Annotated in this window: 33 protein-coding genes; 31 read left to right on the plus strand and 2 right to left on the minus strand. The window is 48.0% G+C overall.

Annotated features, from left to right (window positions below; all coding sequences use genetic code 11):
• Window positions 1-27 precede the first annotated feature (27 nt).
• The 19 genes from rpsH to rpsI all read left to right on the plus strand — a co-directional run bounded on the left by rpsH (window position 28) and on the right by rpsI (window position 10491).
• On the plus strand, window positions 28-426 hold the full coding sequence (gene rpsH / locus HQN87_RS29350) for a 30S ribosomal protein S8 (protein ID WP_019908239.1): 399 nt from the start codon (window positions 28-30) through the stop codon (window positions 424-426).
• Window positions 427-456: 30 nt separating this feature from the next.
• Entirely contained in the window at window positions 457-999 is a 543-nt protein-coding gene (gene rplF / locus HQN87_RS29355) for a 50S ribosomal protein L6 (RefSeq protein ID WP_036692405.1), read from the plus strand.
• Between the two features lie 84 nt (window positions 1000-1083).
• Window positions 1084-1452 carry a 50S ribosomal protein L18 gene (gene rplR, locus HQN87_RS29360; protein WP_173140480.1) on the plus strand — a complete coding sequence of 123 codons (369 nt, stop codon included), beginning with the start codon at window positions 1084-1086 and terminating at the stop codon, window positions 1450-1452.
• A 26-nt stretch (window positions 1453-1478) separates the two neighbouring features.
• Complete coding sequence (rpsE, locus tag HQN87_RS29365; RefSeq protein WP_036652980.1) at window positions 1479-1976, plus strand: 30S ribosomal protein S5; 498 nt, start codon at window positions 1479-1481, stop codon at window positions 1974-1976.
• A 14-nt stretch (window positions 1977-1990) separates the two neighbouring features.
• Window positions 1991-2176 (plus strand): 50S ribosomal protein L30, encoded by a 186-nt coding sequence (gene rpmD / locus HQN87_RS29370; RefSeq protein ID WP_019908243.1) that lies wholly within the window; start codon window positions 1991-1993, stop codon window positions 2174-2176.
• 40 nt (window positions 2177-2216) lie between these two features.
• Window positions 2217-2657, plus strand: coding sequence for a 50S ribosomal protein L15 (gene rplO, locus HQN87_RS29375; RefSeq protein ID WP_036692409.1), 441 nt, complete (start codon window positions 2217-2219; stop codon window positions 2655-2657).
• Window positions 2657-3955 carry a preprotein translocase subunit SecY gene (gene secY, locus HQN87_RS29380; RefSeq protein WP_173140482.1) on the plus strand — a complete coding sequence of 433 codons (1299 nt, stop codon included), beginning with the start codon at window positions 2657-2659 and terminating at the stop codon, window positions 3953-3955. Before rplO ends, secY begins: the two co-directional genes overlap by 1 nt.
• 98 nt (window positions 3956-4053) lie before the next feature.
• Entirely contained in the window at window positions 4054-4698 is a 645-nt protein-coding gene (locus tag HQN87_RS29385) for an adenylate kinase (RefSeq protein ID WP_173140484.1), read from the plus strand.
• 4 nt (window positions 4699-4702) lie between these two features.
• Window positions 4703-5455: a type I methionyl aminopeptidase gene (map, locus tag HQN87_RS29390; RefSeq protein WP_173140486.1), complete on the plus strand. Its 753-nt coding sequence runs from the start codon at window positions 4703-4705 to the stop codon at window positions 5453-5455.
• Window positions 5456-5466: 11 nt separating this feature from the next.
• A complete protein-coding gene (locus tag HQN87_RS29395) occupies window positions 5467-5775 on the plus strand; it encodes a KOW domain-containing RNA-binding protein (RefSeq protein ID WP_173140488.1) in 309 nt (102 codons plus the stop codon).
• 2 nt (window positions 5776-5777) lie between these two features.
• On the plus strand, window positions 5778-5993 hold the full coding sequence (infA, locus tag HQN87_RS29400) for a translation initiation factor IF-1 (RefSeq protein WP_018753971.1): 216 nt from the start codon (window positions 5778-5780) through the stop codon (window positions 5991-5993).
• Between the two features lie 53 nt (window positions 5994-6046).
• On the plus strand, window positions 6047-6160 hold the full coding sequence (rpmJ, locus tag HQN87_RS29405) for a 50S ribosomal protein L36 (RefSeq protein WP_003322638.1): 114 nt from the start codon (window positions 6047-6049) through the stop codon (window positions 6158-6160).
• 19 nt (window positions 6161-6179) lie between these two features.
• On the plus strand, window positions 6180-6548 hold the full coding sequence (gene rpsM, locus HQN87_RS29410; protein WP_025706577.1) for a 30S ribosomal protein S13: 369 nt from the start codon (window positions 6180-6182) through the stop codon (window positions 6546-6548).
• 19 nt (window positions 6549-6567) lie between these two features.
• Complete coding sequence (rpsK, locus tag HQN87_RS29415; protein ID WP_020427052.1) at window positions 6568-6963, plus strand: 30S ribosomal protein S11; 396 nt, start codon at window positions 6568-6570, stop codon at window positions 6961-6963.
• A gap of 131 nt (window positions 6964-7094) precedes the next feature.
• Complete coding sequence (locus tag HQN87_RS29420) at window positions 7095-8039, plus strand: DNA-directed RNA polymerase subunit alpha (RefSeq protein ID WP_036692422.1); 945 nt, start codon at window positions 7095-7097, stop codon at window positions 8037-8039.
• A gap of 41 nt (window positions 8040-8080) precedes the next feature.
• Complete coding sequence (gene rplQ, locus HQN87_RS29425; protein ID WP_019908254.1) at window positions 8081-8446, plus strand: 50S ribosomal protein L17; 366 nt, start codon at window positions 8081-8083, stop codon at window positions 8444-8446.
• Window positions 8447-8625: 179 nt separating this feature from the next.
• On the plus strand, window positions 8626-9405 hold the full coding sequence (gene truA / locus HQN87_RS29430; protein ID WP_173140490.1) for a tRNA pseudouridine(38-40) synthase TruA: 780 nt from the start codon (window positions 8626-8628) through the stop codon (window positions 9403-9405).
• A 235-nt stretch (window positions 9406-9640) separates the two neighbouring features.
• Window positions 9641-10078 (plus strand): 50S ribosomal protein L13, encoded by a 438-nt coding sequence (gene rplM / locus HQN87_RS29435; RefSeq protein ID WP_173140492.1) that lies wholly within the window; start codon window positions 9641-9643, stop codon window positions 10076-10078.
• A gap of 20 nt (window positions 10079-10098) precedes the next feature.
• Window positions 10099-10491, plus strand: a complete 393-nt coding sequence (rpsI, locus tag HQN87_RS29440) for a 30S ribosomal protein S9 (RefSeq protein ID WP_042140127.1) — start codon at window positions 10099-10101, stop codon at window positions 10489-10491.
• A gap of 153 nt (window positions 10492-10644) precedes the next feature.
• On the opposite strand, the gene HQN87_RS29445 is transcribed toward rpsI, so the two are convergent.
• Together HQN87_RS29445 and HQN87_RS32625 are read right to left on the minus strand one after the other, a co-directional pair.
• Window positions 10645-11541, minus strand: a complete 897-nt coding sequence (locus tag HQN87_RS29445) for an ImmA/IrrE family metallo-endopeptidase (RefSeq protein ID WP_173140494.1) — start codon at window positions 11539-11541, stop codon at window positions 10645-10647.
• 87 nt (window positions 11542-11628) lie between these two features.
• Window positions 11629-12027, minus strand: a complete 399-nt coding sequence (locus HQN87_RS32625; protein ID WP_339220551.1) for a helix-turn-helix domain-containing protein — start codon at window positions 12025-12027, stop codon at window positions 11629-11631.
• Between the two features lie 203 nt (window positions 12028-12230).
• Here HQN87_RS32625 and HQN87_RS29455 point away from each other — a divergent pair, with 203 nt between their 5' ends.
• The 12 genes from HQN87_RS29455 to HQN87_RS29510 all read left to right on the plus strand — a co-directional run bounded on the left by HQN87_RS29455 (window position 12231) and on the right by HQN87_RS29510 (window position 21503).
• A complete protein-coding gene (locus tag HQN87_RS29455; protein WP_216857497.1) occupies window positions 12231-12752 on the plus strand; it encodes a sigma factor-like helix-turn-helix DNA-binding protein in 522 nt (173 codons plus the stop codon).
• A 178-nt stretch (window positions 12753-12930) separates the two neighbouring features.
• On the plus strand, window positions 12931-13353 hold the full coding sequence (locus tag HQN87_RS29460; protein ID WP_173140496.1) for a hypothetical protein: 423 nt from the start codon (window positions 12931-12933) through the stop codon (window positions 13351-13353).
• Window positions 13350-13622, plus strand: coding sequence for a hypothetical protein (locus HQN87_RS29465; protein WP_173140498.1), 273 nt, complete (start codon window positions 13350-13352; stop codon window positions 13620-13622). The genes HQN87_RS29460 and HQN87_RS29465 overlap by 4 nt, the downstream gene beginning before the upstream one ends.
• A gap of 3 nt (window positions 13623-13625) precedes the next feature.
• A complete protein-coding gene (locus HQN87_RS29470) occupies window positions 13626-15071 on the plus strand; it encodes a phage tail sheath family protein (protein ID WP_173140500.1) in 1446 nt (481 codons plus the stop codon).
• Window positions 15072-15086: 15 nt separating this feature from the next.
• Window positions 15087-15605: a phage major tail tube protein gene (locus HQN87_RS29475; protein ID WP_173140502.1), complete on the plus strand. Its 519-nt coding sequence runs from the start codon at window positions 15087-15089 to the stop codon at window positions 15603-15605.
• A gap of 12 nt (window positions 15606-15617) precedes the next feature.
• Window positions 15618-15938 carry a phage tail assembly protein gene (locus HQN87_RS29480; protein ID WP_173140504.1) on the plus strand — a complete coding sequence of 107 codons (321 nt, stop codon included), beginning with the start codon at window positions 15618-15620 and terminating at the stop codon, window positions 15936-15938.
• A gap of 149 nt (window positions 15939-16087) precedes the next feature.
• Complete coding sequence (locus HQN87_RS29485) at window positions 16088-19087, plus strand: phage tail tape measure protein (protein WP_173140506.1); 3000 nt, start codon at window positions 16088-16090, stop codon at window positions 19085-19087.
• Complete coding sequence (locus HQN87_RS29490) at window positions 19084-19284, plus strand: tail protein X (RefSeq protein WP_173140508.1); 201 nt, start codon at window positions 19084-19086, stop codon at window positions 19282-19284. The genes HQN87_RS29485 and HQN87_RS29490 overlap by 4 nt, the downstream gene beginning before the upstream one ends.
• Window positions 19285-19289: 5 nt before the next feature.
• Window positions 19290-20321, plus strand: coding sequence for a phage late control D family protein (locus HQN87_RS29495; RefSeq protein WP_173140510.1), 1032 nt, complete (start codon window positions 19290-19292; stop codon window positions 20319-20321).
• Window positions 20315-20740 carry a phage baseplate assembly protein V gene (locus tag HQN87_RS29500; protein WP_173140512.1) on the plus strand — a complete coding sequence of 142 codons (426 nt, stop codon included), beginning with the start codon at window positions 20315-20317 and terminating at the stop codon, window positions 20738-20740. The genes HQN87_RS29495 and HQN87_RS29500 overlap by 7 nt, the downstream gene beginning before the upstream one ends.
• Window positions 20737-21177, plus strand: a complete 441-nt coding sequence (locus HQN87_RS29505; protein WP_254075729.1) for a phage tail protein — start codon at window positions 20737-20739, stop codon at window positions 21175-21177. Before HQN87_RS29500 ends, HQN87_RS29505 begins: the two co-directional genes overlap by 4 nt.
• On the plus strand, window positions 21174-21503 hold the full coding sequence (locus HQN87_RS29510; RefSeq protein ID WP_173140515.1) for a GPW/gp25 family protein: 330 nt from the start codon (window positions 21174-21176) through the stop codon (window positions 21501-21503). Before HQN87_RS29505 ends, HQN87_RS29510 begins: the two co-directional genes overlap by 4 nt.

The raw sequence follows: 21503 nt of genomic DNA on the forward strand, positions 1-21503 counted from the left end.
TTATAAACGGGAAGGAGGTTTACACACATGACTATGTCTGATCCTATTGCAGATATGCTTACTCGTATTCGTAACGCCAACACTGTGCGTCACGAGACAGTAGAAATGCCTGCTTCTACTATGAAAAAACAAATCGCGGACATCTTGAAGCGTGAGGGTTTCATCCGTGATGCTGAATTCGTTGAAGATAGCAAACAAGGGATTATCCGTATTTTCCTGAAATACGGCCCGAACCAGGAGCGCGTTATCTCCGGTCTGAAAAGAATCAGTAAACCAGGTCTTCGCGTATACACGAAGAGCAATGAAGTGCCTCGTGTACTCGGTGGTCTGGGAATCGCGATTATCTCCACATCTAAGGGAGTTATGACCGACAAGGAAGCTCGTCAATCAAAATCCGGCGGAGAAGTTGTCTGCTACATTTGGTAATAAACGTCACAAGATAAGGAGGTGCAACACATGTCTCGTATTGGTCGCAAACCAATCGCAGTACCTAGCGGTGTAGATGTCACTTTGGACAACACCGTTATTACAGTAAAAGGTCCTAAAGGCACTTTGACTCGTGAGCTTCATAAAGACATGAAGATTACAGTTGAAAATAACGAAATCACTGTTGTTCGCCCGTCGGACAACAAATTGCATCGTTCACTTCACGGCACAACCCGCTCCGTTGTCAACAACATGGTGAGTGGTGTGACTGAAGGTTTCTCGAAATCTCTGGAGCTGGTTGGGGTCGGATATCGTGCAAGCAAATCCGGAGATAAAATCGTACTGAACGTTGGTTACTCCCACCCGGTTGAAATTACACCGGAAGCGGGTATCGAGTTCGATGTTCCTGCGAACACGAAGATCATCGTTAGAGGTATTGATAAAGAACGCGTAGGCGCTTATGCTGCCAAAATCCGTTCTGTACGTGAACCAGAGCCTTACAAAGGTAAAGGTATCAAATATGAAGGCGAGCGTATCATCCGCAAGGAAGGTAAAGCTGGTAAGAAGAAATAACCAGCTCTACCTTAATTGTAAGATACCCCGTGCATCTTAAAGTGAAGCTGTTTACGGCAAACTGAAGGGAGTGAAAGGGAAGTCATGATTACAAAAGAGGATAAAAACAAGGCTCGTCTCAAAAGACACCTGCGTGTTCGTAAGAAGATCCAGGGTACTACTGAGCGCCCGCGTTTGAATGTGTTCCGTTCTTCGAAACACATCTACGCTCAACTGATTGATGATGTGACAGGCGTTACTATCGTAGCTGCCTCCACACTGGATAAAGAATTGAGTGCTACAATCGGAAATGGCGGCAGCGTTGAAGCTGCAAGCAAAGTGGGTCAATTGATCGCTGAGCGTGCCAAGGAAAAGGGTTATGCAGTGGTTGTATTTGACCGCGGTGGATACTTGTACCATGGACGGATTCAGGCTCTGGCTAGCGCAGCTCGCGAAGCTGGTCTTGAATTCTAGAATATTTCTAAAAGGAGGTTAACGACTTGCGTGTAGATCCGAACAGTTTAGAACTGACAGAAAGAGTTGTACACATTAACCGTGTTGCAAAAGTTGTAAAAGGCGGACGCCGTTTCAGCTTTAGTGCACTTGTTGTTGTGGGCGACGGCAACGGCTACGTTGGTGCTGGTATCGGTAAAGCCGGCGAAGTTCCGGATGCCATCCGTAAAGGCATTGAAGACGCCAAGAAAAACCTGATCCACATTCCAATCGTAGGAACTTCGATTCCTCACTTGGTTACTGGGCATTTCGGCGCAGGACGCGTTCTGCTGAAGCCAGCATCCGAAGGTACCGGCGTTATCGCTGGTGGACCAGTTCGTGCGGTGCTTGAATTGGCAGGCGTTGGCGACATCTTGACAAAATCTTTGGGTTCTTCGAATTCCATGAACATGGTCAATGCTACTTTAGAGGGTCTTTCCCGTCTGAAGCGCATTGAAGAGGTCGCGAAGCTTCGCGGCAAATCTGTCGAAGAATTACGCGGTTAAGGAGGGGAACGTCAATGGCAAAATTGCAAATTACCCTCGTACGCAGTGTAATTGGACGTCCAGAAACACAACGTGTTACTGTTAAGACGCTCGGCCTGCGCAAAACCAACTCGTCCGTGGTTCACAACGACACTCCTGCAATTCGCGGAATGATCAACAAAGTGAGCCACTTGCTGTCCGTTACTGAAATTGAAGGCTAATAGCCTCGTATAAATTAACAAACATAAGGAGGTGCAAACGATGAAGTTACATGAACTTGCTCCAGCTCCTGGATCACGGAAAGAACGCAACCGCGTTGGTCGTGGACCAAGTAGCGGTAATGGTAAAACTTCGGGCCGCGGTCACAAAGGTCAAAACTCCCGTTCCGGCGGTGGTGTGCGTCCAGGCTTCGAGGGTGGACAAAACCCACTCTATCGTCGTCTGCCTAAACGTGGTTTCGTCAATCCTACCCGTAAAGAGTACGCGATTGTGAACCTGGAAGATCTGAACAGCTTTGCAGAAGGAACAGAAGTAACTCCTGAGCTTTTGCTTGAAACTGGTGTTGTCAGCAACACTAAGAGCGGCATTAAGATTCTCGGCAATGGTGAACTAGCTGTTAAATTAACTGTCAAAGCAAATAAGTTCTCTCAATCTGCGGTAGAGAAAATCGAAGCTGCCGGCGGTAAAACCGAGGTGATCTAATGTTCAAGACGCTTAAGAATATATGGCATGTTGAAGATTTGCGCAAAAAGATCCTGTTTACCCTGTTCGTTCTGATCATTTACCGCATCGGTTCGTTTGTACCGGTTCCCGGTGTGAACAAAGAAGTACTGGAATCAACAAATCAGGGCGGAGACGCTTTGATGGGTCTTTTGAACACCTTCTCGGGCGGAGCGCTCAAAAACTTCTCGATTTTTGCGATCAGTATTTACCCGTACATTACGGCTTCCATCATAGTGCAATTGCTCTCGATGGATGTTGTCCCTAAGTTTGCCGAATGGGCGAAGCAAGGGGAGCACGGTAAGAAACAACTGGCGCAAATTACGCGTTACGGCACTGTAGTGCTAGGTTTGATTCAAGCGTTTGCCACATCTATCGGGTTTAACCGGATTTATGGCACTGAGATGATTCCAAATGCAACCTTTGCGGATTACCTGCTTATTGCGATCATATTGACGGCGGGTACATCGTTCTTGATGTGGTTAGGTGAACAGATCACTGAAAAGGGTATAGGAAACGGGATTTCGATCCTGATTTTTGCGGGAATCGTCGCCGCCTTTCCGGGATATATCACAACTACGGCTCAATCAAGTTTCATTCAGCCGGATCAGATGTTCCTGAATATTCTTAAAGTCGTTATTGTACTGATCGTGGTTGTTGCGATTATTGTCGGGGTTATCTTTGTTCAACAAGGTATCCGTAAGATTCCTGTACAATATGCCAAACGCGTAGTCGGTAACAAAATGTACGGTGGACAGAATACGCACATTCCGCTTAAAATTAATGCGGCTGGTGTAATTCCGGTTATCTTCGCCGTTTCACTGCTTCAATTCCCGATCGTTATATCGAGTTTCTGGTCAACCCATGGCTGGGCTAAATGGGTAACAGCCAATCTGGATCATACAAAGCCGCTCGGAATGCTGCTATACGTAGTCATGATCATCGGATTTACGTTCTTCTATACGTTTGTCCAGATGAACCCGCAGCAAATGGCTGACAATATGAAAAAGAATGGCGGATACATTCCCGGTATTCGTCCAGGCAAGGCTACAGAGAAATATCTGACTAGAGTAATGTCGCGTTTGACTATGTCCGGTGCGCTGTTCCTGTCACTCATTTCTGTGCTGCCAGTATTGTTTGGAACGTTATCCGGTTTGCCTAAGCAAGTACAGATCGGCGGTACTGCACTGCTGATCGTAATCGGTGTTGCATTGGATACGATGAAGCAGATCGAGAGCCAATTGATCAAACGCCATTACAAAGGCTTCATCAATAAATAGGCGATAGGTTCCGGTGAAGTACCTGGGTTCTTAGACTTCCCGGTACCTATTGTGCTGTTTCTTGCTTGGTGGCGAACTTTTGGGGGGAGAAGAGAATCGTGAACATTTTATTCATGGGCCCTCCTGGGGCAGGCAAGGGAACACAGGCCGCTGTTGTAGTGAAGGAGCTTGGCATTCCGCATATTTCGACAGGAGATGCATTCCGCTTGGCAATCAAGCAGGGTACTCCGGTTGGATTGAAGGCTAAATCTTACATTGATCAAGGCTTGCTTGTACCTGATGATGTGACTATTGGAATCGTTGAAGAACGGCTGCAGCAGTCCGATTGCGAAAAAGGTTTCTTATTGGATGGTTTTCCAAGAACCCTTTCGCAAGCGGAAGCGCTGGGAGAAATCCTCAGCCGGCTTGGGACTTCACTGGATCATGTGATCAACTTGAATGTGGACCGCGGACTGCTGATGGCGCGTCTTACCGGACGCCGGATCTGCACAGTATGCGGAACATCCTACCATTTGATTTTCAACCCGCCGAAGCAAGAAGGCATCTGCGACATTGATGGCGGTGAATTGTATCAGCGTCCGGATGATAACGAAGAGAGCGTAGGCAAGCGTCTGGATGAGTATGATAACAAGACAGCGCCGCTGCTTGCATTTTATGACGATAAAGGTCTTTTGCGTCAGGTAAACGGAGAAAACGAAATCAATGTCGTTTCTTCTGAAATCGTATCTTTATTGCGGGGTTAATGTAATGATCATTTGTAAATCCGAACAGGAACTTGTCTTTATGAGGGAAGCTGGTCGAATTGTTGCCGAGAGTCACCGCCGTATAGCTGAGGCTATTGAGCCAGGCATTACGACCGGAGAGCTCGACAGAATCGCCGATCAATACATCCGCAGTCAGGGTGCTGTGCCGTCTTTCAAAGGCTACAACGGTTTTCCTGCCAGCATTTGCGCTTCAGTCAACGAACAATTGGTGCATGGATTTCCTGGGAAACGCAAACTGGTAGAAGGCGACATCGTTACGCTGGATATCGGTGCAGAGTACCGCGGTTATCACGGTGATTCCGCCTGGACTTACGGGGTGGGTAGTATTTCCGAAGAGGCTCAGCGTCTGCTGGATGTCACGGAAGGCTCCCTGTACGCTGGACTGGCGTTGGTCAAACCGGATGTGCGCTTGTTTACAATCTCCCATGCAATCCAGCAGTATATTGAGGACGCCGGCTTCTCCGTTGTCCGAGAGTATGTTGGCCATGGCATTGGGGCAGAACTGCATGAAGAACCGCAAATTCCGAATTATGGCATAGCTGACCGCGGACCTCGACTGAAGCCGGGTATGGTACTCGCGATTGAGCCGATGGTTAACGCAGGAGACAGATATGTCAGAACGCTGGAAGATAACTGGACTGTCGTTACGGTAGACGGGTCACTGTGCGCTCACTTTGAGCATACAGTTGCAGTTACACCGGACGGCATGGAGATTTTCACAAAACTGAATGCGTAGGTGATCTTCACGTGAATACTGGGACCAGCCCGCAGATAGGTCAAATTGTGAGAATTCTCAAAGGCAAGGATGCCGGAGAGGCTGCCGTTGTTATCGCAGTTGTGGATAGCAGGTTTGTATATATTGCTGACGGGGACAAACGTAAGTTTGACAGCCCAAAGAAGAAGAATATTCAGCACCTGGAGCTCATACCCTTCATCAGCAGTGAGATTGTAGACAGTTTGGAAGAAACCGGCCGGGTAACCAACGGAAAGCTGCGGTTCGCAGTCATGAAGTATGGAAGACCCGCTGGAAAAAGTGCTAATGAGAGAGGAGACTAACTGTGGCTAAGGAAGACGTCATTGAGGTAGAAGGAACGGTCATCGAGCCGTTGCCTAACGCAACGTTTAAGGTTGAGCTTGAGAATGGTCATCAGATACTTGCCCATGTGTCCGGGAAATTGCGGATGCACTTTATCCGTATTCTTACCGGAGACAAAGTGGTCGTGCAGTTATCGCCTTATGATTTATCAAAAGGCCGTATAACTTACCGTAAATAGATGGGAACTACAACAAAAGTTTTGCTTCGCAAAACTTTGAGGAGGTAATTAACATGAAGGTAAGACCTTCTGTAAAGCCCATTTGCGAAAAATGCAAAGTCATCCGCCGCAAAGGGACTGTTATGGTAATTTGCGAAAATCCGAAACACAAACAAAAACAAGGTTAAGAAGGGGGTGTAGCGTAAAATGGCTCGTATAGCTGGAGTGGATTTGCCACGTGATAAGCGCGTTGAGATCGCCTTGACTTATATTTTCGGAATCGGTAAAACGACTTCCCAGAAAATTCTTAATGAAACAGGCATTGACGTTAACACACGTGTCCGTGATTTGACGGAAGATGAAGTCAGCAAACTGCGTGAAACGATCGACAAGCAGGTTAAGGTTGAAGGTGACCTTCGTCGTGAAATTTCCTTGAATATTAAACGTCTTACTGAGATCGGCTGTTACCGCGGTGTTCGTCACCGTCGTGGATTGCCTGTTCGCGGTCAACGTACCAAAACCAATGCTCGTACCCGTAAAGGCCCGCGTCGTACTGTAGCAAACAAAAAGAAATAAGAAGAGGTGATAAGAGACAATGGCTAAACCGAAAAAAGTCGTACGTACGAAACGTCGCGACCGGAAAAATATCGAGTCTGGCGTGGCACATATCCGTTCCACGTTCAATAACACTATCGTTACGATCACGGACCCTCACGGAAATGCAATTTCCTGGGCAAGCTCCGGCGGTCAAGGATTCAAAGGTTCCCGTAAATCGACTCCATTTGCAGCGCAGATGGCAGCCGAAACTGCTGCTAAGGCAGCTATGGAACACGGCATGAAGTCCGTTGAAGTTATGGTTAAAGGACCGGGCGCGGGCCGCGAAGCAGCCATCCGTTCCCTTCAGGCCGCTGGTCTTGAAGTAAACCTCATTAAAGACGTTACTCCGGTTCCTCACAATGGATGCCGTCCGCCGAAGCGTCGCCGCGTTTAGTATAATCAGAATTGTGATTGTGGTATAATTCTGACGCATCTGCTAATAATAGGTGTTTAGGCATACTACATGATACACCTGATGGGGTGACTGTTTCATATAGGAGCGACGTTTGAAGGAGGGGTACACTCGTGATAGAAATCGAAAAGCCGAAGATTGAGACCGTAGAAGCCAATGATGATGGAACCTATGGGAAATTCGTAGTTGAACCGCTGGAACGTGGATATGGCACGACTCTGGGGAACTCCCTTCGCCGGATTCTGCTTTCCTCCCTTCCGGGAGCCGCAGTGACTTCGGTCCAAATTGACGGCGTTCTGCATGAGTTCTCGACCGTTCCCGGCGTAATGGAAGATGTGACGGAAATCATCCTGAACCTTAAAGCTCTGTCTCTGAAGATTCATTCGGACGAAGAGAAAGTGTTCGAGATTGATGCTGAAGGAGAAGGCATCGTTACCGCAGGTGATATCCGTGCGGACAGCGATGTTGAGATCCTGAACCCGGATCTTCATATTGCAACGCTGGGACCTGGCGCGAGACTGCACATGCGCATTTTTGCAGGCCGTGGTCGCGGCTACGTCCAAGCGGACCGGAACAAACGCGACGATCAGCCAATTGGTGTAATTCCAGTTGACTCCATCTACACTCCTATTTCCCGCGTGAATTATGGTATTGATAATACCCGTGTTGGTCAAGTGACTAACTACGACAAATTGACGCTTGAAATTTGGACGGATGGTAGCATCAGACCGGAAGAAGCCGTTAGCCTTGGAGCCAAAATTTTGAACGAGCACCTCGTTCTGTTCGTAGGTCTTACGGATGAAGCGAAAGACGCCGAAATTATGGTTGAAAAAGAAGAAGACAAAAAAGAAAAAGTACTTGAGATGACTATCGAGGAGCTTGATCTTTCTGTCCGTTCCTACAACTGCCTCAAACGTGCCGGTATTAATACCGTGCAAGAGCTGACTACGAAAACTGAAGAAGATATGATGAAGGTTCGTAACCTGGGCCGCAAATCTTTGGAAGAGGTTCAAGAGAAGCTAGAGGAACTTGGTTTGGGACTTCGTACAGAAGAATAATACCCGGAGTTCTTGAGACTTGAGTGAAGGAGGGAAAACAAATGGCATACCAAAAATTGGGCCGTGATTCCAGCGCGCGCAAAGCACTATTCCGCGATATGGTAACGGATCTGTTCCTATACGAACGTATCCAGACAACAGAAGCCAAAGCGAAGGAAGTTCGTTCCATCGCTGAGAAACTGATCACTAAAGCGAAAAAGGGCGATCTTCATGCTCGCCGTCAAGTAGCTGCATTTGTTCGTCGTGAGACTGTAGATGGTGAACAAGATGCAATCCAAAAATTGTTCTCTGATATTGCTCCACGTTACACAGAGCGTCCAGGCGGATACACTCGTATCCTGAAGCTGGGACCTCGCCGTGGCGATGCTGCGCCTATGGTTTATCTTGAACTTGTAGACCGCGCGTAGTTTCACAAGCCATGATTTCCGGATGTACGCATTACGTATTTAACGTTATTGTACTGCAGGGCATATTACCCTGCTGTGCAATTAACCGCGGGAATCACCTTGTATAGAGTAGAAGGAGCTCCCGCCGGGGCTCTTTTTTTTGAGAATAATTCAAGTATATGGACCCACAGGAGAATGAAATGCGCAATCTATTGATGAAAGTCAATTATGACGGTACCCATTATGATGGCTTTCAGACCCAGCCTAAGGGCAATACGATTCAGGACAAGCTGGAGCATGCCATTCTTCATCTGACCGGCGAGACGCTCAAAATAACGGGCTCAGGACGGACTGATGCAGGGGTGCACGCTTATGGCCAACCTTTTAACTTCATAACCTCCTCCCAGATTCCGCTGGAACGCTGGTGTCTGGCTCTGAATGCCAGGCTCCCGCAGGATATCGTGGTTACCGAGGCTTCGGAGGTTCCGCTCTCGTTCCACTCCCGCAGAGGGGCGAAGCGTAAAACCTACCGGTACACGATTAACGGCAACCGGTTCCCGGACCCGTTCCAGCGGCGCTGGCAGCATCATCATCCGATGAAGCTGAATATTCCTGCGATGGAAGAGGGGTTGGCAGGGCTGCTGGGCACCCATGATTACACTTCGTTTGCATCCAGGAAGTCTACCAAGACTTCGCATGTGCGGACTATATTCGAAGCATATCTTGAGGTGGACCGCAGTATGTGCCGTCCTGGCTCTTCTGATCAGGGAGTAATTCATACCTATATTACAGGCAGCGGCTTTCTGCAGCATATGGTACGCATAATTATGGGCACGCTGATGCAAGTCGGACAAGGCAAGATCAGCGCGGACCGAATTCCTGTAATTCTTGCAGCATGTGACCGCGCAGCTGCCGGACCTACGGCTGTGTCTAAAGGTTTGGCACTCTGGAGTGTGGAATATGACGAGAATGAGAGTTAAACGTTCAGTACACTATTTTTTTCTGAAAAATAGCGTTGGAATAGTTAAAAATCACTTGCACTTGTCATGTTTATGCTGTAATATAAAAGTTGTGTTTTCTTGATGGCTATCCCACAGCCCCGATCAAGGAAATGCCAAACAAACAAGCTTTTTTTAACTCACATAATTGTAATCCAATGAGAAACAAGATATACGAAACAGATGATTTTCGTACGAGAACAAGGAGGAAACATTCATGCGTACCACCTATATGGCGAAGCCGAACGAAGTTGAACGCAATTGGCACATTATTGATGCCGAAGGCAAAACACTTGGCCGTTTGGCAAGCGAAGCCGCTGCTCTGATCCGTGGCAAACACAAACCGCAATTCACTCCACATGTTGATACTGGAGACTTCGTAATTGTTATCAACGCTGAGAAGATTCACCTGACCGGTAAGAAAATGCAAAACAAGAAATACTACCGTCACTCGATGCACCCAGGTGGCTTGAAGGTTACCGTTGCCGAAGAACTGCTCAAGACTAGACCTGAGCGTATGATTGAATTCGCAGTTCATGGTATGATTCCTAAGACTCGTCAAGGAAATCACATGAAGCTGAGACTCAAAGTATATGCAGGCGCTGAACATCCACATGCAGCACAAAAACCTGAAGTTTACGAACTTCGCGGATAAGAATAGAGGAGGACAGTTTCATGGCACAAGTACAATACTATGGGACAGGTCGTCGTAAACATTCGGTAGCACGTGTTCGCCTTGTACCGGGTGAAGGACGCATTGTCATTAACAAACGTGAGATGGACGAATACTTCGGTGTTGAAACATTGAAGATGATCGTAAGACAACCTTTGAACCTGACTGAAACTCTGGGCAACTACGATGTAATCGTTCTTGCACACGGTGGCGGCATTTCCGGTCAAGCTGGCGCAATCCGTCACGGGATCTCCCGTGCATTGCTCAAAGTAGACCCTGAATATCGCGGTGCGCTGAAGAAAGCCGGCTTCCTGACTCGTGACCCACGTATGAAGGAACGTAAGAAATACGGCCTCAAAGCCGCTCGTCGTGCTCCACAGTTCTCGAAACGTTAAGATTCCCTTGTTATCAAGGATTTCAAGCTCCTGGCCTTTATGGTCAGGAGCTTTTTATGTGTTTGGCGGTGTGTTCAAAATCGAATGAAAAAAGGCCCATGCAATCGCGCATGGGCTTTCATTTTGAAGTCTATGACAGACAGGGCTGCCGCGTCAGAGGAATCTCCGTACTGTGCTTTGATCTGCTTCAAGAATCTGTTCGATATCCCTCATCTGCAATACAAAGTTTCTTTTGGACCAACCATATCGGTACACCAGCTGGTGAAGTTGCAGGGTGAGTTCCCCATCAAAACAGATCAAGTCCCCTCTCGATGCAGATTCAAGTTCAAGATTCTTCAATGCATCTAGCTCTATTTCCTCAAACCTTTCTTCCATAGGTACAATCCATTCATGCTGAGTGGACAAAGTATTGTGATCAAGACAGACAATAAGCTGATCAGGACCATCCAAGGTGCTGTGGGGATCATAATAAGCAAAGATTACAGGCTCATCTATATTATGATTGGGTTCCACATGCTTTTCTTTAATTGAAGGTGACTGATATTCTTCTCTCTTTCCAGGCAACATCTCTCCCTCGTACTCACGGCGTAGAATTTGATCAAAGCGTATTTTTGCCATATCTCTGGATACACCAAAAACCTTTGAAATCTGCTGAATAGCGATATTGTAATTTCCTGATAAACTATAGGATTGAAGCATGAAAAAGGGCATGGTGGCATAAAGAACAAACTTTTCTGCGTCCTCTTCTTGTGCTTTGATGAATGGAATTGGCAGTACCATTTGATTTCCGGCGTGCCTCAGCATATGACATAGCTCATGCAAGAAATCGAACCGCTGCTTCATGGGTGTAGTCCGGTTGTCCAATAATACACAGCGTATACCTGACTTGGATTCGTAAGCGCGGCTTTGAATAGGGGCATAATCTATATGAATATTCAGCTCAGCCGATAGCCTTGGAATAGTGATGTCTTCAGGTTGCAGAATAGAATGCTTTATATAGAGCTTTTCTACGAATTGCTCCAAATGTGTTTTTGTATAGTGGATAAACATAAAAAAACCTCCTTAACAAGAATGTATGTTCGTATGTATAGATATGAGGAATCAGCTCTTGGCTGAAACCACGAGTATTCCCTGCTTTTAGTGGGTATCCGAAGAGTCTGATTTTTTCTTTTCGAGATCTTTGATGAATTGCCAGAAGGTTAACATTTCGCGTTTACGCTCCTCGGGTGCATCCAGATAATCTTTGAAAAACAACCCATGTTCCGGATTTTTTAGAAAAGCCTCAAATTCGGACATTTCAGAAGTTAGGGGAGCAGCCCCTTCCTCACTCGTTCCGTATGCCAAACGCTCCAATTCTTCGGTAGTTATACCTAATGTACGACAAACTTTAAGGACATTATCTACAGAAGCTCCTCCAACACCCCGCATTAGGATCGACCTCAGCGTAGTATAAGGAATTCCCGCCTTTTCTGAAAAAGCCTTCGTGTTCAGGCCTGTTTCCTCGATTAACCTCTTTAAGACTTCAGCCCGTTGCACATACAGTCCTCCCTAAAATCATCAGTGTATACGCTACTTCGTATTCTTAAGTTTATTGTAGAAGGTTTGAATGCAATTGTAAATATGCATTTTCGTATTATTGCGGATATAAGGCTTGACTTAATGCGAAATTGAGCATAATATGATTAAAAAATACGAAATTGAGTATATCTAAATTGATTTTTGATAGAGGGGGAATAAACATGTGGTGTATAGAGCAGGAAGAAGTGGAACATCTGGATTCAAATGGTGTGCAAAAACTGCTTCCAGAATATCAAATTTCATTAAAGAGTGTAGAGCAATTATATGGAAGCGCAGATGCGGATGACAAGAAGGTAATCGCCGGAATGGTCAGTGACTGCAAATATGTTATTGAGTGGCTGAGCAGTGGACGGCGGCCGGGGAACACGCGGGGAATTGAACGGCGGGCAGGCTATGAACGGGAAATTCTTTTAGAACCTGTGCGTATGCAGAACTTTACCGCCAGGTTCAATGCAGTCCCTTCTGAAGGACTCACTGAGGATCAACGTTTTCAATTGGAATATGTATTGGGGCTGTTAAGCAGGAGGGAGAAGGAGTGTTACATGCTGGCAAAAGGTGAAGGATTCTCGCATGTGGCTATTGCTGATATGCTCCAGATTTCGGCCGGCAGTGTAAGTGAGTATATTCAGCGGGCACAAAAAAAGGTCAGTTCTGTAACAGATGAGTTTATGTCTCTTATCTAAAATTAGCTTTTTAAATTAAATAATGGGTTTGTCTAGTGAAAGCCCCTAATAAATAGAAAGATAAATAACGACGCTCATTCTGCTGATGCCGGAGGGGGAGGTGACTGCAAAGATGGTGAAGCCGTTAGGGGCAAACTGCTGCTTTGAAAAAGAGTTCTAGAGATTGGGGAGGGGCGCAGTGACAATTACTTTATTAATCATGGCGATTCAAAAGTTTCTGAAAGAGCAGTTGGCAGATGACATGCTGCCCGTACCACCAGTTCTGCTGGGATATCTACCGCAGAGTAATGCCGGGAAGCCTGTATATCCGGTAATTATGATTCGCCCGGCTGAAGGTGAGGGAGATTCAGGTCAAGGGCAAATCCAAATTAAACTACAGTTCGGAACTCAATCCGAAGATGACACAGGATTAATTGATTTGCTTAATATGATGGAGCGGGTACGTATCCTGCTTTTGCGCAAGAGAGTACTTGAATCCAAATTCGTCATGGACGGCAGTTGGAAAGTGAAACTTAACGAGGAGCATCCTGCAGATGACTGGGGAGGCGAACTTGTAACAACATGGGCATTGCCCGAAATTAGACAGGAGGCACAACAATGAGATTCATTAAAAATAAAGACAATCTCCAAAATGAGCAGGAGCCGGCACGGATCTATTTAGGTCCAAACCTGCGCGGCGGGCGGCTGCTGCAATCTACCGTGTTTCGTTCGGGTATTCCTGCCTATTTGTTGCCGCTGCTGGAAGAACAGCCGGATGTGGCAGAACTGATTATACCGGTTGAACAAATGACGGCAGTGCAGGAACGCATTGTTCAAGCCGGAACAGCTGAATATGCAGTATATCAAAGACTTTTAGGGAAGGGGATTTAAAATATGGCTTTTAAACATGGTGTAACAATTATTGAACAATCGACTTCGGTTCTGGCTCCGACAAAAGCGACAAGCGGTATTCCTTTTGCGGTAGGAACGGCTCCGGTGCATTTGGCTAATGCGGCTGTACCGGTGAATACTCCAGTACTTGTATATAGTTACGCAGAAGCAGTGGCTGCTTTCGGATACAGTGAGGACTGGTCAAAATATACGCTGAGCGAATTAATATATTCTCATTTTGCGTTGTACGAGAAAGCCCCTATGATTCTGGTCAATGTGCTTGATCCGACCACGCATAAGACAACGGTTGCCCCTGCAACGGCTGCTGTAACTAACCGTACTGCAGTCCTTCAGGAAGAAGGAGTACTGCTGCCAACACTCATTGTTAAATCTTCAGATGGTACATCAACTTACGTATCCGGCAAGGATTATTCAGCTGCTTTTGACGAGAGCGGCCATGTGATGATCACAACAAAGCCTTCTGGTGCTATCGCGGTCAATGTGAATCAACTGACGATCGGTTATGACAAGCTTAATCCGGATGCTGTAGAGGCTGAGGATGTTATTGGGGGCGTGAGCGTCTCTGGGGAATATACCGGTTTCGAACTGGTCCATCAAGCTTACCCGCGGTTTGGTATTCTTCCGGATCTGCTGCTGGCTCCAGGCTGGTCACACTTGTCTGCAGTTGCCGCAGTAATGAAGGCGAAAGCGGGAAATATCAACGGGAATTTCAAGGCGATAGCGCTGACGGATATTGATCCGTCCCAGCCGTATACAGATGCCGGTACGTGGAAAGCGGACAACAGCTACACGGGTCCTCTTCAAATTGCATCTTATCCGATGCTGACTCTGGGGGAGAAGAAATATCATTTCTCTACTCAGCTCGCAGGACTTATCGCAGCGACCGATGCCAATAACGGCGGTATTCCTTTTGTATCACCGTCTAACAAGTCCTTGCAAGCGGATGGGACGGTGCTCTCTGATGGGATAGGCCAGTTCCTGGGGATTGATCAGGCAAGCTTCCTTAACAGCACGGGGATTGTAACGGCACTTAACCTTGGAACGAGCGGCTGGAAGAGCTGGGGCAATCATACGGCTGCCTATCCTGGTGCAACAGACCCCAAAGACAGCTTTATTCCGGTTCGCCGCATGTTTAACTGGATTGGCAACAGTCTGATTTTGACCTACATGCAGAAGGTGGATGATCCAATGAACAAGCGGCTGGTTGCCGCAGTTACCGATTCGGTGAACATCTGGCTGAATGGGCTGACGGCTTCCGGAGCACTGCTGGGCGGACGGGTAGACTTCAATGAGTCCGAGAACCCGGTGGAGGAGCTGATGGCCGGCAAGGTTACCTTCCATCTGCATATCACACCACCGGGACCGGCACAGGAGATTTCATTCCTGCTTGAATACGACACAACATACTTAGCTGCGCTGGTAGCGTAAAAGGAGGAGCAAATTATGCCTAAAAGATCTGAAAGAGTTATTGATTATTCAGTGTACTTGAATGCCGTCGATTACCTGGGAACAGCAACCGCGACCTTGCCGGAAATTACTTACCTGGTAGATACAATTAAAGGGGGCGGGATTGCCGGTGAAATGGCGGCGCCTTCTCCAGGATACACGGGAGCGATGAGTCTGGCGCTCAAATGGCGTACGATTGAAAACGCAGCGGCCTCTCTTCTGGCGCCGAAGGTCCATACGCTGGATCTCCGGGCTTCGATTCAGACCTTTGACACGGCAACAAGTGAATATCGTGAGGTGCCCTTCAAGGTAACCGTCCGTGCAAGACCGCTCGGCTTGACACTCGGTAATCTGGAGACTGGAGCAGCCATGGATACTACCAACAACTTCTCGGTCAACTATTTGAAGGTCACTCTGGATGGTGTCCAGGTGCTGGAAATTGATAAATATAACTACATCCATAAGGTACACGATGTCGATTACCTCGCGGCTACCAAAGAGAATCTGGGTCTATAAGGAGAATGCACAATGGGAACAAAAGAACTGGAGGAGACTGGAGCGGAAGTATATACTTTCGCCCGGCCGGTAACATTTGAGGGCGATACTGTTGAAAGCCTGAGTATCAATTTTGACAAGCTGACGGGTGAGGACATTCTGGTCTGTGACCGGCAGTATCAGATGGAGTCGGCGCGGCAATCCGGCGGGGAATTGATTAAGGAGACCAATAAAGCTTATCAGGCTTATATTGTAGCGAAGGCAGCCGGTGTTCATGTTGGACTAATCCGGGTCCTGCCTGCTAAGGATTTCACAAAACTGACCTTACAGGCACAAAGTTTTTTGCTGCTGTAGGCTGCGGAGACGGCGATGGGATCAAAGACATCGCCGTCTCTTTGGCCATGCTTACCCATACTCCTATTCCTTATTTTCTTGCTTTGCCTTTGGAGGATCTGGGGGATTGGGTAGAGAGGGTGTCGAGGATGAAGGGAAGGAGGTAGCTTATGGCAGGAACAGGCAGTCCAAGCGGAAGTATTAATGAGATTATTGTCCGGCTGAATGTATTGGTGAATCCTGATTTCCGGCGCTCTGTCGGGGAAGCGGAACAGCATATTGAGGATCTGGACCGGGTTCTTAGGGAACTGGCGAGCAGAGGGTACTTTGATGTACTGCGCAGAGAGGCTGAGGATGCAGATGACAGCATAGAGGAGGTAGGCGATAATGCCGGTAAACTCGGTGACAGACTTAAGGATGCATTCAATGAAGTAGATTTCTCCATGCTGCAAAAAGCGGTTGAACCCTTAAAAGCCGTATGGACGGCTGTGAATGATTCTGCTGGGGCAATGGCGCAGCTTCAGGCATCAACCGGATTAACCGCCGCTGAAATGAGCGGAATGAAAGAAATCTCCGATAGCCTGTACAGTCAGAATTACGGTAAAAACTTCGAGGATATCGGTGACGCGGTTGGAACGGTGAAGCAAGTTCTGGGCCAAACCGGAGATGAGCTGGAGAAGACCACCCAGACCGCCATGACGTATCGTGATGTTTTTAAGGGAGATATATCTGACTCTGTACAAGCCGTTGACGCGATGATGCAAAAATTCGGCATCTCTTCAGAACAGGCCTATAATCTGATGGCCCAAGGTGCGCAGAAGGGGATGAATACATCCGGCGGGCTTCTAAATGCCGTAGAGAAGTACAGCGCTGACTTCAAAAAGATGGGGTATTCTGCTGACGAGATGTTTGAGTTGTTGAGCTCTGGCATGGACAATGGGGCGGACTCCATTGATGGCGTTGCCGGTATTATGAAGAAATTCGGATCCACGGTGAAAGAGGGCTCGGATTCTGCAAAGGCCGCTATTTACGAGCTCTTTGCTCCTAAGCAGCTGGATCAGTTCAGTGCTGCACTTATCAGTGGCGGGACGAAGTCGAAAGAATTTGCTGAATTGGTAAAGGCTGCAGGAAAAAAAGGGGCCGTTGCTCTTGTTGGCGATCTGAAGGCGGGGGGAGACTCGGCTAACAAAGCAATGCTTCAACTGCAAAAGACGCTGGGCAACGGTGATGCCATCTTCAAAGGGATGGCGGACGGAACCGTCACCGGCAAGGAAGCCATGAATCAGGTTATTCAGAAATTAAAGGCTATTAAAGATCCGGCTCATCAAGCGGCTCTTGCCGGTGCCTTGTTCGGGTCTCAATTTGAGGAAATAGGAAACAAAGCGGTGTTGTCGCTGGGCCAGACGCGGCATCAGTTTGATATGACCCGGCAGACGATGGATGAAGTGTCTGCGATTAAGGATAATACGCTAACCGAACAGTTTGCAGCCATAGGGCGGGAGTTGATGTCCGGTCTAGTAGTCCCTCTGGGAGAGAGCGTGATGCCGGCACTTCAGGGGCTGACTAGCTGGGCGTCAGACAACAAAGAAGCATTGATGGTCATCGGTCTTGCAGCGCCTACCGCAGTATTGGCTACCAAGGCAGTGAAGATTGTTCAGGAGTTCTCCACGATCATTAAGGCGGCCAGCGGGGCCAGCGGAGCGGCTGGAGGATTTGCGGGGGCACTGGGACTGCTGACGAATCCCGTAGGTCTCGCTGTTGCCGGTGTGGGGCTGGTCACAGCAGGGGTCATAGCCTTCAAAAAGCATCAGGAGGATGCACGCCAGGAGCTTCTGAATATGGGAGGTACACTGGAGGAATCCTATGCTAATTATTCAGGGATTGAGGAAGCCAGTACCAAAACTCAAGGCTTGATTACCGAATATGACCGGTTGGCGAGGAAAATTAAGGACGTCAAAACCCCCGCTGCAGAATTGGCAGAAGCCAGACGAAAACAGAAGGATGTAGAGCAAAAGTTAATTGATATGAATCCGGGTATTCTGTCTGCTGAAGATTTGAAAAGTGGAAGATTTAGCGATCAGCTTGGGCTTGTAGGAAATCTGGCCAAAGCCCGTGAGGAGATAGGCAGACGAGAGTTAGAGCATGATGCACTCTCAGCACAGGCTAAATTGCCTGATTTGGAGGATGAATACACAGCATCGACCGAAAAACTCGCCAAGCAGAACGCTGAATATGAGACTAATAAGGTTAAATTTCAAGATTATCGTGAGTACGTGAATCAGCTTGATGAGATTTGGGATGGAAAGGGAAGCGAAAAGGAGAAAGTAGCACAGATAGATGCATTAAGAGATAAAATCAATAAAGCTCAAGGTACAAATTACGATGTTTCCGGCGGGTGGGCTATTGAGTCGATCAGAAGAGATTATGAAAAATATATGAATTCCTTCGATGACCAAAACGCTAAAATCAAAGAAACCGAGGGTGACATAAACAAAGCAGAAAATAGCATGTTAACTTATTACAATTCCCAAAAAAAATTAATTGAGCTTAATCTCGGCGGAACCTTGGAAGAACAAGTAGCAAAGTACAAGGATATGTCCGTTGTTCAAAAAGAACAGATTGATCAAGCAATATATAAAGTGGGGAATCTCACCAGTGAGCTGGACAAAGTTCCTGCCGAAAAGATGGTTAATATTATGGTCTTATGGCAGCAAACCGGACAGGTTCCAAACTGGAAACTTACAAAGGAAGAGTGGGGCGAAGTCCATAAGTCCATTGAAACCAATGGTACACCCAATTCCCGCACTAAAGCTGGCCAAAAAATGAATTACTTGGCGCAACATGATCCGGGTTTTGAGGGGTACGCTGAAGGCGGTATCGCATACGTTCCCTCTATTTTTGGTGAGGCTGGTCCTGAAATCGCCATTCCCTTGAACCGCAAGCCCCGGTCGAGGTCTTTGCTTGAGAAGGCAAATGATTTAATGGGGTATAATAATAATTCTGTTAACAATGGGGATATTCATGTAACCTGGGCGCCAAATATCAACCTTCAAGGTGGGGATAAATCTGTGGTCGAACAGCTTAGAGACGCTTTACGGCAGACAGAGGATGGTTTTGAACGCCGCTTCCAAGCGATGCTCCAGCAGCAGAGGCGGGTGAGCTTCCAATGATCTACCGGACTGTGCAAGGAGATATGTGGGATGGAATTGCTTTTAAGCTATATGGTGACGCGAAGTTCATGACTCTGCTTCTGAATGCTAACCCGGCACATGCGGCAGTCAGTGTGTTCTCCAGCAATATTGTTCTGAATGTCCCGGAGTTGCCGGCGGATACCTCCAGCTCATTGCCTCCTTGGCGAAGGGAGTGAACCGGATGGAATTAATGCAGGACGCACGCAGAGCAGTACTGGAGCTTCGGTATAACGGGAAGGATGTCACGCTCGATATTGCCAAGTCTTTAACTGACTTTCAATACAATGATGCTGCCTCCGGTTCCCTGGATGATCTTACTGTATCGCTGGAGGACCGGGAGCGCAATTGGCAGGGACCTTGGGCGCCTATTGAAGGAGACCGGCTCACTGCCTCCATCCGAACTGTCAATTGGGGGAAGCCGGGGGAGATCAAGAAGCTGCCGCTGGGAAGCTTTGAGGTGGACAGTATTGACTTTAACGGTCCCCCTGACACGATATCCATTAAGGCGGTTTCACTCCCCATCACCTCCGAGATTCGGATGCAACGCAGCTCGCGCAGCTGGGAGAAAACGAATCTGAAAACGGTAGCCGCTCAAGTTGCCAAACGCGCTAACCTGAAATTAATTTATGAGGCACAGGACAATCCTTCTTATGAACGTCTGGAGCAGTCGGAGATGTCGGACCTGGGCTTTTTGCTGGACACGGCTACTCAGGAGGGCATCGCCATTAAAGTATCCGGTGGAAACCTGGTTCTTTTTGATGAAATGGAGTATGAACAAAAGCCTGCGATCGCAACGATTGTGCGCGGGGAGGCGAATGTGACAGGGTACAGCTTTGCCCTAAATACTGCATACGCAGCTTTCCGGGCCTGTACGGTTGCGTATACGCCTTCCCAGGGCAAAGAGTCTCTCAAGGCTACTTACACACCAGAGGGCGCGCCGAAGGGGGGGCCTGTGCTTAAGATCAATGAGCAGGTTGATAGCCAGGCAGATGCCTTGCGGCTAGCCCGCAAAAAGTTGCGGGAACGCAATAAAGAAGGCGGAAAAGGCACCCTGACCCTCATGGGAGATATGCGGATGGCGACAGGGTTAACCATTAACATCAAGGGCTGGCAGCGCTTTGACGGGAAATACATCATAGAATCCGCCAGACATTCGATTGGAAGTAGCGGTTACACAACCAGTCTGGAAATTCGCAAAGTATTGGGGTGGTAGAGTTGATTTTTATTGGCAGGGTATCCACAACAAATTTGGCGGCGGGAAGTGTCAGGGTTTCTTTTGCAGACCGGGATGATATGGTTTCTGGCGAATTGCCGGTTCTCACGCCGGGCGGTTGGGGAAGGGGCAATGCGATACCGTTGCCGGGTGAGAGAGTGCTGTGCGTTTTTTTGGATAACGGGCGTTCGGCAGGGTTTTGCTTGGGAACGTACTTTGAAGAAGACGATCAGCCTACAGGCAGCATGGATCAGCGGGGGGTATGGTTTGAGGATGGCAGTTATGTCTATTATGACCGTTCCGCCAAAAGACTGAATGTTAAAGGTGGGGGCGGGGTGCGGATCGAGGGAGATCTGACGGTCACAGGCAAGGTGTCGGCCAGCGCATTTAACGATGGAGGGGGAGGCGGAAGCGGATGAGCAGTACGGGGAAGCAGAACCAGGGACAAGAATACAAAATGAACAAGATTGGCAGCTTAGGACCGGTCGTTTTTGTCGTGGCCGAGGGGGCGATTCGCACCATAGATGAATTCAAGCGCAGCAGCTCCAGCCGGTGGGCACAGCATGAAATCATCGGCAAGAAGCCCAAAAAGGAATTTCTGGGACCGGGGGCAGATTCGGTGTCGTTCTCTGTTCACTTCTCGGCGGCGCTGGGTCTTAATCCGCGGAAAGAGCTTGACAGGCTTACCGAGCTGGACCGTGCGGGCAAAGCGATGCCGTTAATCATAGGACGTAAGAATGTGGGGGTTGGACTGTGGGTGATCAGCGGCTTGTCCCAGGATTGGAACCGGCTGGACAGCATCGGCAATGTGATAGACGCACAGGTCACGATCTCACTTGAGGAGTATGTGAAATGATGTATACCGTAGATATGACGCAGCCCACCCGGATCAACTTCAGTCCGGTAACGGTAGAGGAAGAGGTCGCTCAAAATATTCGTATGATTCTTGCTACTCCTTGGGGCAGCGCTCCCTTAGCCCGGGAGGTTGGCGTGGACTACTCGATTATTGATGAACCTGCCTTCATCGCTGAATCCCGCCTGACTGCAGAAATCATCGCAGCTATTACAGAACAGGAACCGCGGGCTATGGTAGCCGATGTTTCTTTTCCCAAGGTTATAGAAGATTCACTTAACGGCAGTGTGGCAGTTGTAGTGAAATATACTCTGGCAGAGGAGGAATAA

Origin of the sequence: Paenibacillus tritici, from assembly GCF_013204885.1 — a bacterium.
Lineage (GTDB): Bacteria > Bacillota > Bacilli > Paenibacillales > Paenibacillaceae > Paenibacillus_AQ > Paenibacillus_AQ tritici.

Coding starts and splice junctions, on each gene's coding strand:
- rpsH (WP_019908239.1), top strand. CDS start 28: ATGACTATGTCTGATCCTATTGCAGATATGCTTACTCGTATTCGTAAC.
- rplF (WP_036692405.1), top strand. CDS start 457: ATGTCTCGTATTGGTCGCAAACCAATCGCAGTACCTAGCGGTGTAGAT.
- rplR (WP_173140480.1), top strand. CDS start 1,084: ATGATTACAAAAGAGGATAAAAACAAGGCTCGTCTCAAAAGACACCTG.
- rpmD (WP_019908243.1), top strand. CDS start 1,991: ATGGCAAAATTGCAAATTACCCTCGTACGCAGTGTAATTGGACGTCCA.
- rplO (WP_036692409.1), top strand. CDS start 2,217: ATGAAGTTACATGAACTTGCTCCAGCTCCTGGATCACGGAAAGAACGC.
- secY (WP_173140482.1), top strand. CDS start 2,657: ATGTTCAAGACGCTTAAGAATATATGGCATGTTGAAGATTTGCGCAAA.
- map (WP_173140486.1), top strand. CDS start 4,703: ATGATCATTTGTAAATCCGAACAGGAACTTGTCTTTATGAGGGAAGCT.
- rpmJ (WP_003322638.1), top strand. CDS start 6,047: ATGAAGGTAAGACCTTCTGTAAAGCCCATTTGCGAAAAATGCAAAGTC.
- rpsM (WP_025706577.1), top strand. CDS start 6,180: ATGGCTCGTATAGCTGGAGTGGATTTGCCACGTGATAAGCGCGTTGAG.
- rpsK (WP_020427052.1), top strand. CDS start 6,568: ATGGCTAAACCGAAAAAAGTCGTACGTACGAAACGTCGCGACCGGAAA.
- rplQ (WP_019908254.1), top strand. CDS start 8,081: ATGGCATACCAAAAATTGGGCCGTGATTCCAGCGCGCGCAAAGCACTA.
- truA (WP_173140490.1), top strand. CDS start 8,626: ATGCGCAATCTATTGATGAAAGTCAATTATGACGGTACCCATTATGAT.
- rplM (WP_173140492.1), top strand. CDS start 9,641: ATGCGTACCACCTATATGGCGAAGCCGAACGAAGTTGAACGCAATTGG.
- rpsI (WP_042140127.1), top strand. CDS start 10,099: ATGGCACAAGTACAATACTATGGGACAGGTCGTCGTAAACATTCGGTA.
- HQN87_RS29445 (WP_173140494.1), bottom strand. CDS start 11,541: ATGTTTATCCACTATACAAAAACACATTTGGAGCAATTCGTAGAAAAG.
- HQN87_RS29455 (WP_216857497.1), top strand. CDS start 12,231: ATGTGGTGTATAGAGCAGGAAGAAGTGGAACATCTGGATTCAAATGGT.
- HQN87_RS29465 (WP_173140498.1), top strand. CDS start 13,350: ATGAGATTCATTAAAAATAAAGACAATCTCCAAAATGAGCAGGAGCCG.
- HQN87_RS29470 (WP_173140500.1), top strand. CDS start 13,626: ATGGCTTTTAAACATGGTGTAACAATTATTGAACAATCGACTTCGGTT.
- HQN87_RS29475 (WP_173140502.1), top strand. CDS start 15,087: ATGCCTAAAAGATCTGAAAGAGTTATTGATTATTCAGTGTACTTGAAT.
- HQN87_RS29480 (WP_173140504.1), top strand. CDS start 15,618: ATGGGAACAAAAGAACTGGAGGAGACTGGAGCGGAAGTATATACTTTC.
- HQN87_RS29485 (WP_173140506.1), top strand. CDS start 16,088: ATGGCAGGAACAGGCAGTCCAAGCGGAAGTATTAATGAGATTATTGTC.
- HQN87_RS29490 (WP_173140508.1), top strand. CDS start 19,084: ATGATCTACCGGACTGTGCAAGGAGATATGTGGGATGGAATTGCTTTT.
- HQN87_RS29495 (WP_173140510.1), top strand. CDS start 19,290: ATGGAATTAATGCAGGACGCACGCAGAGCAGTACTGGAGCTTCGGTAT.
- HQN87_RS29505 (WP_254075729.1), top strand. CDS start 20,737: ATGAGCAGTACGGGGAAGCAGAACCAGGGACAAGAATACAAAATGAAC.
- HQN87_RS29510 (WP_173140515.1), top strand. CDS start 21,174: ATGATGTATACCGTAGATATGACGCAGCCCACCCGGATCAACTTCAGT.